This window comes from Microbacterium esteraromaticum, assembly GCF_016907315.1.
In the GTDB taxonomy this organism is placed as follows: domain Bacteria; phylum Actinomycetota; class Actinomycetes; order Actinomycetales; family Microbacteriaceae; genus Microbacterium; species Microbacterium esteraromaticum.
The window spans coordinates 2,409,566-2,426,161 of sequence record NZ_JAFBBS010000001.1 but is presented as its reverse complement, the minus strand read 5'-3'; the positions used below and the strand labels follow the sequence as shown (position 1 = coordinate 2,426,161).

The 16,596-nt window shown below is 69.4% G+C and carries 13 protein-coding genes; 3 read left to right on the top strand and 10 right to left on the bottom strand.

Going from position 1 to position 16,596, the window contains the following annotated elements:
* Together JOE67_RS15790 and JOE67_RS11605 are read right to left on the bottom strand one after the other, a co-directional pair.
* Positions 1-1,032, bottom strand: coding sequence for a glycosyltransferase (locus JOE67_RS15790; RefSeq protein ID WP_204975711.1), 1,032 nt, complete (start codon positions 1,030-1,032; stop codon positions 1-3).
* A 117-nt stretch (positions 1,033-1,149) separates the two neighbouring features.
* On the bottom strand, positions 1,150-2,334 hold the full coding sequence (locus JOE67_RS11605) for an ATP-binding protein (RefSeq protein WP_204975710.1): 1,185 nt from the start codon (positions 2,332-2,334) through the stop codon (positions 1,150-1,152).
* Positions 2,335-2,368: 34 nt separating this feature from the next.
* Here JOE67_RS11605 and JOE67_RS11600 point away from each other — a divergent pair, with 34 nt between their 5' ends.
* Together JOE67_RS11600 and JOE67_RS11595 are read left to right on the top strand one after the other, a co-directional pair.
* On the top strand, positions 2,369-3,229 hold the full coding sequence (locus JOE67_RS11600; RefSeq protein ID WP_204975709.1) for a nucleotidyltransferase family protein: 861 nt from the start codon (positions 2,369-2,371) through the stop codon (positions 3,227-3,229).
* Positions 3,226-3,516, top strand: coding sequence for a hypothetical protein (locus JOE67_RS11595; RefSeq protein WP_204975708.1), 291 nt, complete (start codon positions 3,226-3,228; stop codon positions 3,514-3,516). Before JOE67_RS11600 ends, JOE67_RS11595 begins: the two co-directional genes overlap by 4 nt.
* 3 nt (positions 3,517-3,519) lie before the next feature.
* Here the strand turns inward: JOE67_RS11595 and JOE67_RS11590 are convergent, their stop codons facing one another.
* The 5 genes from JOE67_RS11590 to JOE67_RS11570 form a co-directional block, all read right to left on the bottom strand.
* Positions 3,520-4,188 (bottom strand): endonuclease/exonuclease/phosphatase family protein, encoded by a 669-nt coding sequence (locus JOE67_RS11590; RefSeq protein ID WP_204975707.1) that lies wholly within the window; start codon positions 4,186-4,188, stop codon positions 3,520-3,522.
* A gap of 62 nt (positions 4,189-4,250) precedes the next feature.
* Positions 4,251-5,546 carry a hypothetical protein gene (locus JOE67_RS11585; protein WP_204975706.1) on the bottom strand — a complete coding sequence of 432 codons (1,296 nt, stop codon included), beginning with the start codon at positions 5,544-5,546 and terminating at the stop codon, positions 4,251-4,253.
* 10 nt (positions 5,547-5,556) lie between these two features.
* A complete protein-coding gene (gene truA / locus JOE67_RS11580) occupies positions 5,557-6,429 on the bottom strand; it encodes a tRNA pseudouridine(38-40) synthase TruA (RefSeq protein ID WP_204975705.1) in 873 nt (290 codons plus the stop codon).
* Positions 6,430-6,493: 64 nt separating this feature from the next.
* Positions 6,494-6,730, bottom strand: a complete 237-nt coding sequence (locus JOE67_RS11575; protein ID WP_204975704.1) for a YbdD/YjiX family protein — start codon at positions 6,728-6,730, stop codon at positions 6,494-6,496.
* Entirely contained in the window at positions 6,730-9,003 is a 2,274-nt protein-coding gene (locus tag JOE67_RS11570; RefSeq protein WP_204975703.1) for a carbon starvation CstA family protein, read from the bottom strand. Before JOE67_RS11570 ends, JOE67_RS11575 begins: the two co-directional genes overlap by 1 nt.
* A 179-nt stretch (positions 9,004-9,182) precedes the next feature.
* Here JOE67_RS11570 and JOE67_RS11565 point away from each other — a divergent pair, with 179 nt between their 5' ends.
* On the top strand, positions 9,183-10,988 hold the full coding sequence (locus tag JOE67_RS11565) for an acyltransferase family protein (protein ID WP_204975702.1): 1,806 nt from the start codon (positions 9,183-9,185) through the stop codon (positions 10,986-10,988).
* 24 nt (positions 10,989-11,012) lie between these two features.
* Here JOE67_RS11565 and JOE67_RS11560 read toward each other — a convergent pair whose 3' ends face one another.
* Genes JOE67_RS11560 through JOE67_RS11550 form a run of 3 tightly spaced genes read right to left on the bottom strand, consistent with a single transcriptional unit; the run spans position 11,013 to position 16,547 of the window.
* Positions 11,013-14,366 (bottom strand): SbcC/MukB-like Walker B domain-containing protein, encoded by a 3,354-nt coding sequence (locus tag JOE67_RS11560; RefSeq protein ID WP_204975701.1) that lies wholly within the window; start codon positions 14,364-14,366, stop codon positions 11,013-11,015.
* Complete coding sequence (locus JOE67_RS11555; RefSeq protein ID WP_204975700.1) at positions 14,363-15,085, bottom strand: DUF4194 domain-containing protein; 723 nt, start codon at positions 15,083-15,085, stop codon at positions 14,363-14,365. The genes JOE67_RS11560 and JOE67_RS11555 overlap by 4 nt, the downstream gene beginning before the upstream one ends.
* Positions 15,078-16,547 (bottom strand): DUF3375 family protein, encoded by a 1,470-nt coding sequence (locus tag JOE67_RS11550; protein WP_204975699.1) that lies wholly within the window; start codon positions 16,545-16,547, stop codon positions 15,078-15,080. Before JOE67_RS11550 ends, JOE67_RS11555 begins: the two co-directional genes overlap by 8 nt.
* Positions 16,548-16,596: the final 49 nt, after the last annotated feature.

Sequence of the window (16,596 nt, the reverse complement as noted above, 5' to 3'; positions counted from 1 at the left end):
TTACCGGATCAGCGTGCTCAGCAGCTCACGGACGCGGCCCGTGCCCGCCTCAGGCGAGTAGTTCGCGGCCCATCGCGCGTGCTGCTGAGCCACACCCTCATCTGCGTCTCCCGCGGCGACCCGCGCGATCCTCTGGGCGAGAGCTTCGGGGTCACCCTTGGGGGTCACCATTCCCGTCTCACCGCCGACGACCTCGGGCAGAGCGCCCGCGTCGCTGACGAGGACGGGTACGTGCGCCGACATGGCCTCGGCAGCCACAAGACCGAATGACTCATCCGCCAACGACGGAACCACGAGGAGGTCGATCGTGTCGAAGAACTCCGTCGGCCGCACCCAGCCGACCCGGTCGATGAGCGCGTCGACCTCCGCCAGCGCTTCCTCGACCTGGGCGACCTTCGACTTCGCGACGAACAGCGGCTCGCCTGCGAGCGCCAGACGGTACCGACCTGGTTCCTGCTCATCGAGCAGGCGCATCGCCCGGGCGAGCACGTGCACGCCTTTGTCGGGCCCGAGGCGGCCGAGGAAGCCGACGGTGAAGGGATCATCGGGCCGGGGGCTTCGCTCACTGCGCGGCATCAGCGCCGTCCAGTTGGGCATCACGCGGGCACCTGGCACCGAGCGCAGCATGTGGGCCGACGGCACGAGCGTCGCGACCGCGCCGACGCGCGAGAGCGCGCTCAGCACACGGTGGAGGCCATCAGGGTGCTGGTGCAGGTGCACGATGCGCCTGCCATGACCCCATGTGGCGGTCGCGGGCACGAGCCCGTTGCACCACAGCATCCCCTTGCGATGGCGGGCGTCCCATCTGCGCAGCTGCCACATCCACGACACCCGGTTGTCGACGTGCAGCTGCACTGTCTCGAAGCCTGCCTCTTTCGCGGCGTCGCCGACCCCTCCAGGGGTGGCAGGAGTCACAACCGTCACTCCGACCGACAGCTCGCGCAGGGCTTCTGCGATACGCAGAAGCATCACTTCGCCACCACCGATTGCGCCGTTGTTGGTCGCAAGTGTGACGTGATCGATGGCCTCCACCGGCACCGGTACTCCTCGGGCTCAGAGCACGCGCGCACGGGTCCGGCGCGCGATGCTCACAATGTAGCGGAACGGCCCGATGCTCGGTCAAGCAGATCGCCCGGTGCGAAGCTCCGCTCAGATCTCGTCGAGCCGCACAAGCCTTCGGGACGCCAACTCCGCCAGAGCTGCGCGCATCAGCTCGACTGCCTCCGGGTGCGGGCCGAACTCCCGATCGAGCATCTCGCGCAGCTCTCGTACCGTCTGCTGCCGCGCGCACGCGAGCCAGATGGGCGCCGCGATTCCGGCGATCCGTGAGAACTCCGCACCAGCGAGCACCGAGATCTCGCCTTCCGACTCGATGGCGTCGGTCCAGGGCATCCGGCTCACCACGGCGTCGTCCGAGAGCACTTCCGGCAATCGCGCCACCGAGGCATCGGTCGTCGTCCAACGCTCCTCGTCATGAGGCAGATGCCCGACCCATTCGTGGGTCACGGCGGCCCGGGCATCCCGGCTGAGAAGCGACGCGATCAGCTCTTCGGCCTCGACGATCTCCGAGTACCGCAGCCGGTACGGGCCTCCTCCGAGCACGCCGGCCTCGACCAGATGGTGCAGCGGCCGTTCACCGCGCCAGATCGACGACGACTGCGGAAGAACCTCCGCGATGAACTCGTGCACGCTGATCGGCTCGAGCACGGCCGCTACGGCGTCGGTGCTCCGTGACAGACACACGACCGCGGCAAGCTCCGGCGCCTCCCTGGGCGCCGCAGCGAGACCCACGTCATCGGGAGACGACTCGTCCTTGCCACCAGGGAAGCCCGGAACGATGATCGACAGGGGCTTGGTGAGGCCCTGCATGCGGTGCTCGGCATCGACCCGCATCAGCTCGTCGCTGAGATACCCGAACCGACGGCCCAGGGTGCGAGCCGCGGTGCTCTTCCCCGTGCCGGACGAGGCCACGAGCACGACGCCGCGACCCCCTTCAGGCGACGCGAGACCGGCAGCGTGCAGCAGCAGTCCCGAACCGGTGAGGCGCGAGATCAGAGCCTGGGTCATCGCCCGGGAGAAGGCGTAGGGGAACGATCCGTCATCGCGTTCGGCGATGAACGCCGTCACGGCTCCGTCTGGGTCATTCCGGTCTGCGCCCGCGGGAAGCGGGCGGAACACCACGTCGTGGCCGGTCGTGTCGATGACGCCACGCGCCCACAGATGCCGCAGCCGCTCGACATACGGAGCCGGGTCCGAGAAGGCCGAGAGATCGATCAGCCAGCGTTCGTCGAACAGGCTCAGCACCAGTTGCGAATCGCGCTCGGTCGTCGCCACGGCACTCCCCTCCGGTCACCTCTAGAGTAAATGCATGCTTGCGCCCGAGGTTCCCGTCTGGGCGCTCACGCACCTCACTCACGCAGCACTGCAGCGCACAGCCGACCGGGTGGGCGCGGACGTGCTGCACATCAAGGGACCGTCGACCCTGCGGTCGCTGCGCAGGGGGCGGCACGACTCCACCGACGCCGATGTGCTGGTGCGGCCCGCGCATATCTCCGCACTCATCGCCGGGATGCAGGAGGAGGGCTGGCAGCTGTTCACCGACTTCGACGAGGGGTCGCCGTTCGGCCATGCCGCGAACTTCACCCATCCGTCATGGACCTATGCCGACATCCATCGCGCCGTGCCCGGGCCCCTCGCTGCTCCCGATGCCGTCTTCGAGCGCCTCTGGACGTCACGCACGGAGGTGCTCATCGGCCATCGGCCCTGCACCGTGCTGTCGCTACCCGCCCAGGTGCTGATGCAGTCGCTGCACTCAGCCCGGTCGCACGGCCTAGAGCCCGCGGATGCCTGGGCACTGTGCCCGGACGATCACCGCGACGCCGTGCGCGCGCTGGCGGCCGAGCTGCAGGCCGAGACGGCTTTCGCCGCTGGAATCGGCGAGCTTGACGCCCATGCGGACGCCCCCGATCACGCTCTCTGGGCCTACTGGTCTGCTTCCGAAGGAGACCGACTCGACGAGTGGCAGGCACGTCTGCGCAGCGCGTCGACGTTCGCCGCGAAACTGTCGGTGCTGCGCCAGGCAATGCGGGTGAACCGCACGCACCTGCGTCTGCGACTCGAGCGCGAGCCCTCACGCGGTGACGTCGCTCGCGAGCACGCGGCGCGCGCCGCGCACGCTGTGCGATCAGTCGCTTCGCACCTGTTCCGGCGCTTCGGGCGGTCGTCGTGAGCCGGCAGCCGTACCGGCTCAGCCCGGAGCTCGCGTGGGTCGAAGCCGAAGACGGCGGGCGGGAGGACCACATCGTCTGGATCGCCAGACTCGACACGGCAGAGCTGTTCGAGCTCGCAGGCTCCGCCTGGCTCGTGTGGTCGCTGCTGACCGACGGCTTCACCGACGCCTCGGCGATCGAGCGCGAGATCGCCGAACTCGAGATGACCGTCGACTTCGGCGAGGGCGGACTCGACGCCTTCCTCGCGGCGCTGGAAGCTCAGGGGCTGATCCTGCGCGAGATCTGAGTCCTACGCCGCCTCAGCGGTGATGAGGATCGGTCGGTGATCGCTCGTGGCCTGCGGCAGCGTGGTGATCTTCGAGATGTCGAAGCCGACCGATGTCGCGAAGTCGTAGTGACCTTTGAACACCCGGTAGCGGGTGTAGGTGCGGTCGTCGCTCAGGGTCAGCGTGTAGCCGTGGTCGCGCACGGTCTGGCCGAGGCTCTCTTTGAAAACCGGGTAGTTGTAGTCGCCCACCATGAGCACGGGCATCCCGGGACCGAGCTCCTGCAGCGCATCGAGCCCCGCCCTGATCTGATTGCGCCGCAGAGAGTTCAACGCGGTCAGCGGCGCCGCATGGAACGAGGCGACGATCAGCCCCCGGCCGGTGTCGATGTCGCGCAGCCGTGCCCCCAGCACCCGCTCGTGCGCCGGCTTCAGCACGCGGTCGTGCAGTGACTTCTTCAGCCCGATCGTGCGCACCTGCTCGACTGTGAACTGATTGCGACGCAGGTACATCGCAAGACCCAGCCGGTTTCCGCTGGTCGTGTGCACGAGGGACAGCCCGCCGATGGCATCCGAGAGCGCTGCCGTGTCGCACTCCTGCAGGCAGAGGATGTCGGGGTCGTGCGCCGCGACCAGTTCGGCCAGCTCGGTCGCGGCACGGTGCTTGCGAAGGTTGTACGAGATGACTCTCATGGCCCACACGTTACCGCCGCACGCTGAGCACGCGACGGGGTTGAAATCGCGCGTGCGATCGGTCAATAGGCGTCTTCGTCGTCGCGGCCCGTGATGTCTCCGGGCATCAGGGCGTCGCGCACCAGCATCCGCAGTCGCACCTCACGGCGGTGGCCGATCATGCCGCACACCAATGCGGCGACAGTCAGCGAGCCACCGGTCAGCCAGGCCGTCAGCGGGTCGAGGTTGGGCCAGTCGACCGCGATCGCCCCTCCGCTGACGGCCAGCACGATGCTGGAGATACCGGCGAGCAGCGCCGCGAGCATCGTCATCGCCGAGGGGATGCCGAGCAGTTCCCGGCGATGCTCGCCCTCGAGACGCACGCCGCCGGCACGGGTGAGCCAAGTGCGCAGCGTCTCTTCGCGGGCGAAGGCGAACCCGGCGAGCAGCAGCCACAGCACCGCGCTGCCCACCCCGCTCGCGATCAGCAGCGCGCCGCCTGTACCGCTGAAGACGTCGATCGCGCTCTCGCCGAACGGGTCGAGCACGCGCGGCTCACAGGTCCGGCACGGCTGGCGCAGGAGGACGCCGACGATGAACACGACCATGCCCAGGCAGACCGTGAGGTACAGGATCCCGTACAGCCACCACAGGCTTCCGCCGCGGAGGATGTGCGGGATCTCGCCCCGGGGGAACGCGCGCCGGCGACGGTTCTCGGCCTTCGCCGCCCTGCGCGCCGTCGCCTTCCACTGCCCCTGAAGCATCTCGGCGCGCCGCTTCTGGGCCGGTTCGCGCCGCTTGCTGAGCCCGATCGCGACCCCGCTGAGCAGCGCCGCGACCGCGGCACACACCATGAAGGTCACACTGCCCTGCACCCTCTCGGGATCTTCGACCATGGATCCGATCGTCAGCAGCACCCCGATCAGGAAGAGGAAGCCGAACGCCATGACGCCCACGACTCCGGCGGTCTCGAGCGATCCACCCGGCGTGGTGCTGCGCAGCCGGTCGCGCACGTCGCGGGGCGGCGCGTCGGTCGGATGCTGAGCGGCGAACTTGCTCGCGGCTGCGAACACGGCCGCTCGGTGCGCGACGAACACCACGGGGCCGATGACCAGCAGCGCTGCACCCACGATGAGCATGGGAGCGAACATGGCGCGCAGCAGGTCGTCGAGGTCACGAGCGAGCCCGAACATCTCGCCGAAGCCGTCGAGTTCGAGATTCACGATGCCGACCACCACGACTGCCAGGAATGTGGCCACGAGCGTCACGCTCATGGCGACCGTGGTGACGCCGAGGGCATGGGTCACCTGCACGCCGCGCGAATCGAGCTCGCGGATACGGGGAGTCCGGTCGAACCGCAGTGTGGGGGGAGCGGGCATCCGTCGCGGCTCACGCATCGTCGGGCTCGTGCCCGTCTTCGCCGTCACGGTCGCGACGAGCGCGAGTCTGCTCGGCGCGGGACGCCAGAAGCTCGTCGGCCGGGTAGCCGACCTCGGCAAGGGTGAGGCCCCGAGCCGGCAGCACCTTGAACGCGCTCGTGCGGGTGAGCTCGTCGCGCAGCCGCGCGACGTCGGCGACCTCGAGCTTTCCCTCCCCGACCGCGGCGCATGCGCCCACCAGCGCGCGCACCATGCTGTGGCAGAAGGCGTCGGCCTTCACCTCGGCGACGAGCACGCCGTCGTGATCGCGCGTCCATCGGTAGTCGAGCAGGGTGCGGATCGTCGTCGCCTCTTCCCGGGGCTTGCAGTACGCGGCGAAGTCGTGCAGCCCGATGAGGGTCTGGGCCGCGGCATCCATCCGGTCGACATCGAGAGCCGCGGGGATCGTCGTCGTGTCGTTCCGGCGCATCGGGTCGTAGCCGACCGTCGCGTCGGCCAGCCGGTAGATGTACCGGCGCCAGACTGCGGAGAAGCGCGCGTCGAACCCGTCGGGTGCGACGCTCGTGCGGGTGACGGTGACATCGGGGTAGCTTCCGAGCACCCCTCGGATGCGGCGGGCGAGCGACCCCGCCGGATCGGCGGCGGCGTGGCCATGACGCGTCTGCACCCGAGACCACTGGCTCTCATCGAGATCTACGTGCGCCACCTGATCCGAGGCGTGCACACCGGCATCCGTCCTTCCGGCCACCACCAGCTGGGCCTTGGATCCGACGATGCGCGCGAGTGCCGCCTCGATCGTGCCCTGCACCGTGCGCAGGCCCGGCTGCTTCGCCCAGCCACGGAAATGGGTGCCGTCATAGGCGATGTCGAGACGGATGCGCACCCGTCCAGCCTAAACGGGTCGCTCCCTCCTGCCAGGGCAGGAGGGAGCGACTCGTGCTCGCGCGTCAGCAGCAGCGCGCGCCGGGGTTGCGATCCTGCTCGCGCATGCGGTCGCGCCAGAACTGGCGCTCGGTCGGCACCGGGGCATCCGGGTGGTGCGCTCGCTGATGCGCGACGTACGTGTCGTACGCGCGGTCGCCCATCAGAGTGGTGAGGTACCACCGGATGCCCGAGGCCGCCCTCCGCACCCGGCGCCACACGACGTCGGGTGCGGAGCGCAGCTCGTGCTGCGTGGCGCTCATCAGTGCGCTCCCCTGCTGCGCACGGTGCCGGTGGCGGCATCGTGCTCGTGCCACTGCGCCTCGAGGGCGCGCTCGGCCTTGCTGGCGATGAGACCCGACGGTGCGTAGATGCGCGACGGGGTCGGCTCATCCTCACCGTCGTCCGTGACGCCTCTGCGGATGGAGTTCACCGCCGAGATGATCGCGACGGCGATCACGACGATGGTCAGCACGACGAACACGATCGACAGGGTTCCCTGCACGGCCGTGTTGCGGATCACGGCCTCGACGACCTCGGGCTCGCCGAGGCTGCCGTCGCCGGCTGCCTGCGCCGCACGGTACTTCGCGTTGTTGGCCCAGTATCCGATCGCCGGGACCGGCGAGAAGATCTTGTACATGGATGCGGTGATCGTGATGACCGCGGTGAAGGCGAGCGGCACAGCGATGATCCACAGCCAGCGCACGTAGCTCGGCCCCCGCTTGGCGACGATGGCGAATACCACGGCGAGCGCGATCGCCGCGAGCAGCTGGTTGGCGATGCCGAACAGGGGGAAGAAGGTGTTGATGCCGCCGAGCGGGTCGGTGACGCCGAGGATGAGGATGTAGCCCCAGCCGGCGACCATGATGCCCGTGCAGATCCACACGCCTGGTCGCCAGCTGATGTCGCGGAACTTCGGCACCCAGGCGCCGATCGAGTCCTGCAGCATGAAGCGCGCGACGCGCGTGCCCGCGTCGACCGCTGTGAGGATGAACAGCGCCTCGAACATGATGGCGAAGTGGTACCAGAAGCCCATCATCGCCGTGCCGCCGCCGATCTGCTGCATGATGTGCGCGAGACCGAGCGCGAGTGTGGGGGCGCCGCCGGTACGCGAGACGACCGTCTCTTCTCCGACCGCCGCCGCCGTGCTCGTGAGCATGTCAGGCGTGAGGTTGACTCCGGTGAGCCCGAGCGAGTTGACGAAGGCCACAGCGCCCTCGACCGTGCCGCCGGTGAGCGCGGCCGGCGAGTTCATCGCGAAGTAGATGCCCTGGTCGATCGAGATCGCCGCGACGAGAGCCATGATCGCGACGAACGATTCCATCAGCATCCCGCCGTAGCCGATGAAGCGCGTCTGACGCTCTTTCTCGACGAGCTTCGGGGTCGTGCCGGACGAGATCAGGGCGTGGAAGCCCGAGAGCGCTCCGCAGGCGATCGTGACGAACAGGAAGGGGAAGAGCGTTCCGGAGAACACCGGACCGAGGCCGGTCTCGGCGAACTCGGTGAACGCGGGCACCTCGATCTCGGGGCGCACCAGCACGATGGCACCCGCGAGCATGACGATCACGCCGATCTTCATGAATGTCGACAGGTAATCACGAGGGGCGAGCAGCAGCCAGACCGGCAGCACGGCGGCGATGAAGCCGTAGACGATGATGGCCCACGCGATGGTGGTCCGGTCGAGGTGGAAGAGGGCCTGGCCCCACTCGGTCGCCGCGACCGCCCCGCCGCCGGCGATCGCCGCGATGAGCAGCACGAAGCCGATCAGCGAGACCTCGGTGATGCGTCCGGGGCGCAGGAACCGCAGATAGAGCCCCATGAAGAGGGCGATCGGGATGGTCATCGCGACGCTGAACACGCCCCAGGGGCTCTCGCCGAGAGCGTTGACCACGACGAGGGCGAGGATCGCGACGATGATGATCATGATGAGCAGCGATGCGATGATCGCCGCCGTGCCGCCCACCTTGCCGAGCACGTCGCGCGCCATCTGGCCGATCGAGCGTCCGCCGCGGCGCATCGAGAAGAACAGCACCGTGTAGTCCTGCACCGCGCCGGCCAGCACGACGCCGACGATGATCCAGATCGTGCCGGGAAGGAAGCCCATCTGCGCGGCGAGCACGGGGCCGACGAGGGGGCCTGCCCCGGCGATCGCGGCGAAGTGGTGACCGTAGAGCACCCGACGGTCGGTCGGGACGTAGTCCTTGCCGTCCTGCTTCGCCTCGGCGGGCGTCGCACGACGGTCGTCGGGGCGGGTGATGTAGCGCTCGATGACCTTCGAGTAGAACCGGTAGCCGATGAGGTAGGTGCAGACAGCCGCGAACACGAACCAGATGGCGTTGACGGTCTCGCCCCGCACGATGGCGAGCATGGTCCAGGCCACCGCGCCGAGCAGCGCGATGGCGACCCAGAGCACGATCTTCGGCAGCGTCATCCTGGTTTCGCGCTCGAGCTCGGCTTCGGGAACGGCTACCGGCGGCAGTGCCGGATCCTGTACGAGCGCATCAGCGCCCCTGCGTGATTCTCGGGAGGAAGTCATGGAAGTCACCTTAGTACGCGTCGTTGCGCTGTGGGCGCCGGTCGTCGCGCTGAGGCGCGGCCCTTTCAGATTACGAAGGCGGGGCGACGGCGACGGCAGGGCGCGCGGCAGGGCTTCCAGCTCGGTGTGAGGGTGGGCACCTAAACTGGACGGTCGGTTCACCCCCACCCTTCTTCTCGATGACTGATTCCTCTGCGCCCCGGCCCCGCTACGCGGGACTCGACGGACTTCGCGCGATCGCCGTCGTGGTGGTGCTCGCGTACCATCTGTTCCCCGGTCTCGGGGTGCGTTCGGGGCTCGTCGGCGTGGACGTGTTCTTCGTCGTCAGCGGGTTCCTGATCACCTCGCTGCTGCTGCGGGAGTCGCGGCTGCCTGTACGTCATCGTCTGCTCGATTTCTGGCGGCGTCGGGCACGACGGCTGCTGCCTGCGCTGTTCCTGATGCTCGGTGTGAGTGCGACCACGGCGTGGGTGATCGGCGGCGATGTGCTGGTCGGCATCGGACGCCAGCTGCTGGGCGCGGCGACATTCGGCTACAACTGGCTCGCGCTCGCCGACGGCTCCGACTACTTCGCCGCCGCCGAGCCCGAGCTGTTCCGCAACGTGTGGTCTCTCGCCGTCGAAGAGCAGTTCTATCTGCTCTGGCCCCCGCTGCTGCTGCTCGTCGTCGCGGGGATCAGGCGACGGTGGGTGCGGGTCGTGGGAGCTCTTGCCGCCGCCGGCGGTTCGGCGTGGTGGATGTCTGTGCTCGCGGGAGACGCGCTCGCGACGAGGGCGTACTTCGGAACCGACTCGCACGCCTTCGGGCTGCTCCTCGGCATCGCCCTGGCCTTCGCTGTGCAGCACATTCCGTCATCGGCATATCGGCTTTCGCGCTCCGCTCAGCTCGGCGTGTTCGGTCTCGGGATGCTCGGAATCGGCCTCATCGTCTACGCCGCGACCACGAATGCTGCCGCCCTGCCCGGCACCCTGCTGCTGGCCTCCGCCGGCTCTCTGCTGGCGGTCTTCGCCGGCATCCTCCCCGGCTCGTGGTTCGGTCGCGCGATCGACGTCGCGCCGCTGCGCTGGATCGGCGACCGGTCGTACGGCATCTACCTGTGGCACTGGCCGCTGCTCGTGCTCGTGTCCGCCGCTTCAGGCGTCGTCGTCGGCTCGAACGTGGCTGTACCGGTATGGGCCGGTTCGGTGACGCTCGTGCTGACACTCCTCATCGCCACTGCGTCGTACCGGTACGTCGAGACCCCGGTGCGGCGGAAGGGCTTCCGGCGGGCATGGCGTGGCGTCCGAATGCGCCGAGTGCGGGTCGTCGGCGCGATCGCTGTCGGCACGGCTGCCCTCGGCGGCACGACCGCCGCGGTCGCGAGCGCGCCCGAGATGACGACCTCGGAGATGGTGATACGGGCCGGAGCCGCAGCGAAGCCGACGCCGGTGCCGACGACCCCTGCGACGCCGGCAGCTCTCGCGGGCGAGGACGTCACGGCCGTCGGCGACTCGGTGATGCTGGCATCCGCCCCCGCTCTGTACGAGCGGATGCCGGGAATCGCCGTCGATGCGGAGGTGTCGCGTTCGCTCTGGGCCGGGGGCGACATCATCGACTCGCTCGAGTCGTCGGGGCAGCTGCGCGAGCACGTCGTGGTCGCGCTCGGCACGAACGGCCCGGTCGACCAGGGGATGCTGAAGCAGATCGCCCGCACCGTCGGACGCGACCGCGACCTCGTGCTGGTGAACGCCTACGCGCCCCGCGAATGGATTCCGGGCGTCAACCGCGACCTCGCCGCCTTCGCCAACGCCCGCACGGGCGTCGTCGTCGCCGACTGGTCAGGGGCGATCGCTCCCCACCTCGATCTGCTCGCCGGCGACCAGATCCACCCCGGGTCAGCCGGAGGCGAGATCTTCGCCGAGGTCGTCGAGAAGGGCATCCGGGATGCCGAAGCCGAGCGGCACGCCAGGCCGAAGGCACTGGGCTGGGAGCCGTACGCGGAGTAGCGGCATCCGAGGCTGCTGCGGACGTCAGTCTCCGACGGCGACCTTCGGTTTCGCCCACGACCGGCCGCGGGTGTCCTTCAGGATCGTGTACTCGACGTCGACGTGCGGCTCGATCGCGCTGTACTTGTCGTTCGGAGCGCCGATCACGAGCTGGAACCCCAGCCCGCGCCACGCGCCGATCGCACGTTTCGTGAAGTGGGCGTCCGCCTTGATCAGCGCCTCGTCCATGAACACCGGCGCGTATCGCGGACGCGATGCACCAGCATCCCCCAGCTGGTACCGCAACGCGGCCCCGACGATGAACGCGACCAGCTCCTGCGATTCTCCACCCGACTTCTCGCCGATGTGGTCGTACAGCGCGACATGCTCGCCGGTGGCGGCGAGCACCCGCTCGGCCGATACCCGCACGTGGTTGCGCACGTCGATCAGCTCGGCGAAGTCCGGGGCCGTGCGACGCATCCGCCCGATCAGCCGGCTCATGCGCCTGTACGCATGCTCGCGCTCGTCGTCGGTCGAGGCGGCCTCGATCAGCCCGCGCACCTCGCGCAGATCGCGGCGGAACCGCTTGCGCGCCTCGGACTGATTCTCGCGCGGCGAGATCTGCAGCCGGTGCTGGTCGTCGTAGAACGGCAGCTCGCGCATGATGCTGTTGATCGGCTCGATGCGCTCCTTGATCTCGCGCACCGAGCGGCTCAGCGTCGAATCCAGGCTCGTGAGATCGTTGCCCGACAGCTTCAGCAGGCTGTCGCGCCACTCCCCCTCGAGTTCGTGCAGGCCGTTGGTGCGCAGCGCCTCGAGAATGCCGAGGAACTCTCCGACGGAGGCGTCCGGATCGGGGAGCAGATTCAGGTTCGGCCATCGCTCGAGGAACGACGACATCAGCTGGCGCATGCGCTCACGCTGCTCGTCGTACGCCTCCTCGGCCGCACGACGATCCGCTGCCAGACGCGCCGCGGCGGACTTCAGTGCCAGGTCGAGGCGCGCCAGACGATCGCTCGCCGACAGGCCATCGCCGTCGCCGGGCGCCGAGAGCATGAACCGCTCATCGAGGAACGCGGCCTGAGCGGCATCCACCGACATGTCGGACGCATCGTCGACCACCCGCTGGCAGTCATCGACGTCGTCGGTCACGGCGCCCCAGCGCTCCTGGGTCTCGGCACGCTGCGCGCCGATCGCCCCGATCTCGTCCCGCAGCACCGCTGCTCGCACCTTGAGTGTCTCGGCACGCTCGCGCAGATCGGCGATCTCGGGATTCGCGGTCGTGACCTCGGCCTCGACGGCCGCCCACCGCTCGACCTCCGCTGCCGGCGAGGCCACGTCGATCTGCTCCCAGGTCAGGTCATGGATCATCGCGAAGGCCGTCGAGCGCTGCTCGATGGCATCCATCGCCACCTCCGCCTCCGTCACCGCGGCGGTCGCCGCCGACACCTCGGCCTCGAGCGCGGCGGCCTGCTCGTCGAGCGTACGCAGGCGACGCTCGTTCGAGAAGCCGAGAAAGTTCTCGCGGCCGTGCCCGCCGTGCGCGCCGCGGCTGCCCTGCGACATCTGCCCCGCGATCGTCAGCGCCATCGTGTGCGCAGACAGCTGCGCCGACGAATCGACGCAGACGAAGCCGAAGCGCTCGTCGAGACGCTGCTGCAGCCAGCCCGTGAACGGCGTCGAGCGGTGGTCGAGACGGCCGGGAAGGGTGCGCGCGTCAGCGCTGGCCGACTCCGCGAGGCCGGTCTGGACGCCCTCGTACCGCAGCCGGATCGGCAGGCGCACCTTGTCGATGGCGGCACGGAAACGAGCGAGGTGGGCATCGTCGATGAGCAGCGTCGTGGCAAAGCCGCCGAGGGCGAGGTTGAATGCCTCGCGCCATGGCTCGAACTCGGTGCGCACCTCGATCAGCTCGCCGACGAACGGCAGATCGTCGGCGTCGAGACCGGCGGCCTCCGCCAGCAGCGCACGGGCCCGGTCGAGAGGAGCGGGGATGCTGCCGCGCAGACGGTCGGCCTCGGCGCGCTCCTCAGCCAGCTCGCGGCGGCGCTTCGCGAGTGCCTGCCGAGCCGCTTCCGCCTCTGCGAACGTCGCTCGCGCCTCGCGGCGAGCGGATGCCTCGGACTGGGCCGCCCGCGCAGCCGCCTGCACCTCGGCGAACTCCTCGGCCGTCGATGCCGACAGGCCGAGTTCGCGCAGCACGCTGTCGAAGCGGTCGCGCTCACGCTGCACCTCGGCGAGGCGTCGCTCGACCGTGCGCAGTTCGCGCTGTGCGGTCTCGAGACGGTCGCCGCCCGACTGCCGCAGCAGGTCGAGAAGGCCGTCGCGCTCGGCCTCCGCCGCGTCGACCAGGGCCTTCTTCTCGCGCAGGGTCAGATCGAGCGCGTGCGTGCGATCGCGCAGCTCAGCCTCGACCTCGCGCAGCAGATCGAGGCGGCGCTCGGCCCGCCACAGCGTGGCGCGCGAGTCCGGCGACGCGAAGTCGCCCACCTGGTCGATCAGCCTCACCTGCTCGGCAGCTGCGGCGATGCGGTCCTGGATGCCCTGGATCGGTTCGAGCGCGTTCACCTGCTGCCGTGCGGTGATCATGCTTGTGCGTGTGCTCTCGAGCTCATCGAAGTGCGCGACCACGGCATCCGCCGTCGCCATCGTCTCCGGCTCTTCGAGAACCAGCCGCTTGTAGAGGTCGTCGACCGTGGTGATCTGCTGGCCGGCCTGAATGCGCGCGAGCAGGCTCATCGCCTTCGCGCCCGAACCCGCGGCGCCGATGCCCAGCACGGCATGCAGGCGGGCCGAGAACTCGCGGTCGGTCGCGAGCGTGTCGAGGCCGAGTGAGCGAAGGGAGGAATCCGCGAGCCGGTGCGCTGCAGCCTCTTCGAGCCGGGCGAGATCGAAGAAACCGTCGGCGGTCGCGCGAACGCGCACGGTGTCTTCGAGGATGCGTGCGCCGGCCGGGATGTACCAGGCGCGCAGCGCCGTGAAGCGCGAGCCGTCGTGGTCGAGCCACGTCATGGCGATAGCCGTCCAGGTGTCTTCGCCGTCGCCGCGCAGCACGCGCAGCTTGGTGCCCTCGTCGGTCCGCGACTCGTCGATCTTGCCGCGACCGTACGAGAGGATGTTGCGCTGCTCGTCGCCGCGCGGGCGACCTGTGATACCGCCGTTCGATGCGCCGTTGAAGGGCGTCGTGTGCGGCATCATCAGGGCGATGTAGGCATCCATCAGGGTCGACTTGCCCGAACCGGAGCCACCGCACAGCATGGTCGCGTTGGGCGAGAACCGCACCCGGTGCGGGCCGCCGTCGTACCCTCCCCAGTTGATCAGCTGCAGGTCCTCGGCGACCCACTGCTGGCCACGGGACTCCGCGGGGATCAGCCCGAAGAGCGTGTCGAGCATCGTCACAGCGCTGCCTCCTTCTGAGCCTTCTCGGCGTGTGCGGCCTGCCGCGACGCCTGCTCACGCAGCCACGCGCGCAGCTCGGCGAGCTTCTCTGCGCTCAGCACCACCTCGACCAGCGGGCTGATGCGGTAGCGGCCGAGGGTCTCCTCGTCGATCACGCCCTCGCGGTCAAGGCGATCGAGCGCCGCGCGGATCGCCTTCTGCTGGCGTGCGGTGCTTCCGTCGGCTTCGGTCAGGTAGCTGAGCACGGTCTGCTCGACGTCCTCGACGTCGATACGCGGCGCAGGCTCGCCCGCCGCCGACTCGCGCTGGAACACGGTGCGCAGATGCACGAGCACGAGGGTCTCGGTGCGGTTGTACGGGGCATCCTTCAACAGGACCGGCACCTCGAACTCGTCGGAGCGCACCTGCTGCTTGTAGGCCACACCCCGTCCGAGGTCGACGACCAGGCGCAGGTACAGGTCGTGCATCCGCGACTCGATCAGCTGCTGATGCTCGAGCAGCAGCGCCCACTCGGCGCGGCTGTCGGCACTGAGGAAACGGCGCTGGAGCACGTGCACGAGCACCCGGCGCACCTCGGCATCGAGCGTGCCGCGGTCGCCAGGGAACAGCTCATCGAGGTCGTCCTCCATCGCGACCGGCGCGATGAACGGGGCCTCCGGCTCGGCGTCCGGCTGCTCTGCGGTCTCCACCGCACCGCTGTCGAGAGCCTGGTCAGTCATCGTGATCCTCCTCAGCCGCGCGGGCGGTCGCCGAGACGAATGCGAAGCGTCTCACGGTGCCGTCGGGGCGCAGCGTCTCGACGGTCGACAGACCGTCGGTCTCGTTCATGCCGTTGCGGTGCGCGATCTCGAGCAGACCGACGAGGTCGACGGGGCGCCGCGTGTCATCGGGGGCGCCGGCGAAGGCATCCCCCAGGTCGAACTCCTGCCCGAGGCCCTCGACGTACGCCTCGAGCTCGGCGTACCGCGGCCCGCCCCACGAACGCGAATCGGCCTCGAGGTACTCGACATCGTCGGCATCGGTCAGCGGCGCCGGCGCGCCGGGCGGGCGCACGTCGCCGACCGTCTGGCGCAGTCGGCCGAGGTCGATCAGCGGCAGGCTGCGCACCGGGTCGACCATCGCGTTCGACGGCGCAGTCTGCGCCCAGTGATGCAGACCGGAGATGACGTCGCGCAGCAGGTCGTCGATCTGCCTGTCCCGCAGTGGGTCGTGCGTCTTCACCTGGCCCGTGATCACGTGCGAGGCGCGGCGCTGAGCCGCGAGCACCTCTTCGACCCCGAGCTCGACCCGGCGGCCGATCGCGTCGAACTCCGCCCGCTGCGTGCTGTCGAGGTGGCGCGCGAAGGGGTGCGCGAGCAGGTCGTGCAGTTGCTCGGCGAGAGCGTCGATGCGCTCGGGGTCGCCGATCAGGCGCAGCGCCCCGGCGAACGCGCGGCCTTCGGGCGTCGACTGCATGACGTCTTTGGCGCGCTGCAGGTACTCGCGCAGCACCTCACCCGTCGGGCGCTCGTCGCGGCGCAGATGTGCGACGACATCGCGCTGCATGGCCTTGAGCGACTCGGCGACACGCGTGAAGTCGGCGGGCAGCTCGCGCGCGAGATGCAGGATGTTCTCGGCCTCTTCGTACAGCTCCTCGTCGTCGACGGGAACCGTGCCGTTCGCCTGAACCCGCAGGATCTCGGCGTCGAGGGCATCGCGCTCGGCCGTCAGGCGGGCGATGCGCTTGACGGGATCGCCCTCGGCCTCGTCAGCGAGCCGCTCGACGGCGTCGAGCAGGGTGCGCACACGCGAGTTCGAGACCCTGGTGCGTCCGCCGCCCGTGCGGCCCGTGATCTCGAGCGCCTCCACCGCGTGCGCTGAGAGGCGGTAGACCTCGACGTCGTCGTCGATCTGCTGCACGAGCCAGCCCTGCTTCGCCCAGGTGCGGCACACCTCACGACCACTGCCTGCGGGAATGCGCCGGTCGTCATCGTCGTGACCAGCCGAGCGCAGCTCATCGAGCGCCTCGGCGACCTCCGCATGCGCGTCGGCGACGGGAACGGAGGGGCGCTCGGCAGAGAACAGCATCGAAAGCGCGGCGATGACGAAGGGCGCCTGGCGACCGTGAAGCAGCCCCAGCGTCGGCGTACGGAAAGCCGCGAGGGAGCGAGAGTATGCCGCCTCGGCACGCGCGCCAGTCACACGCTCCAGTTTATCGACGCCGCCGGCCCGTTCGAATCCACCCGCCGGG

Coding starts and splice junctions, on each gene's coding strand:
- JOE67_RS11600 (WP_204975709.1), top strand. CDS start 2,369: ATGCTTGCGCCCGAGGTTCCCGTCTGGGCGCTCACGCACCTCACTCAC.
- JOE67_RS11590 (WP_204975707.1), bottom strand. CDS start 4,188: ATGAGAGTCATCTCGTACAACCTTCGCAAGCACCGTGCCGCGACCGAG.
- JOE67_RS11585 (WP_204975706.1), bottom strand. CDS start 5,546: ATGCCCGCTCCCCCCACACTGCGGTTCGACCGGACTCCCCGTATCCGC.
- JOE67_RS11575 (WP_204975704.1), bottom strand. CDS start 6,730: ATGAGCGCCACGCAGCACGAGCTGCGCTCCGCACCCGACGTCGTGTGG.
- JOE67_RS11570 (WP_204975703.1), bottom strand. CDS start 9,003: ATGACTTCCTCCCGAGAATCACGCAGGGGCGCTGATGCGCTCGTACAG.
- JOE67_RS11565 (WP_204975702.1), top strand. CDS start 9,183: ATGACTGATTCCTCTGCGCCCCGGCCCCGCTACGCGGGACTCGACGGA.
- JOE67_RS11555 (WP_204975700.1), bottom strand. CDS start 15,085: ATGACTGACCAGGCTCTCGACAGCGGTGCGGTGGAGACCGCAGAGCAG.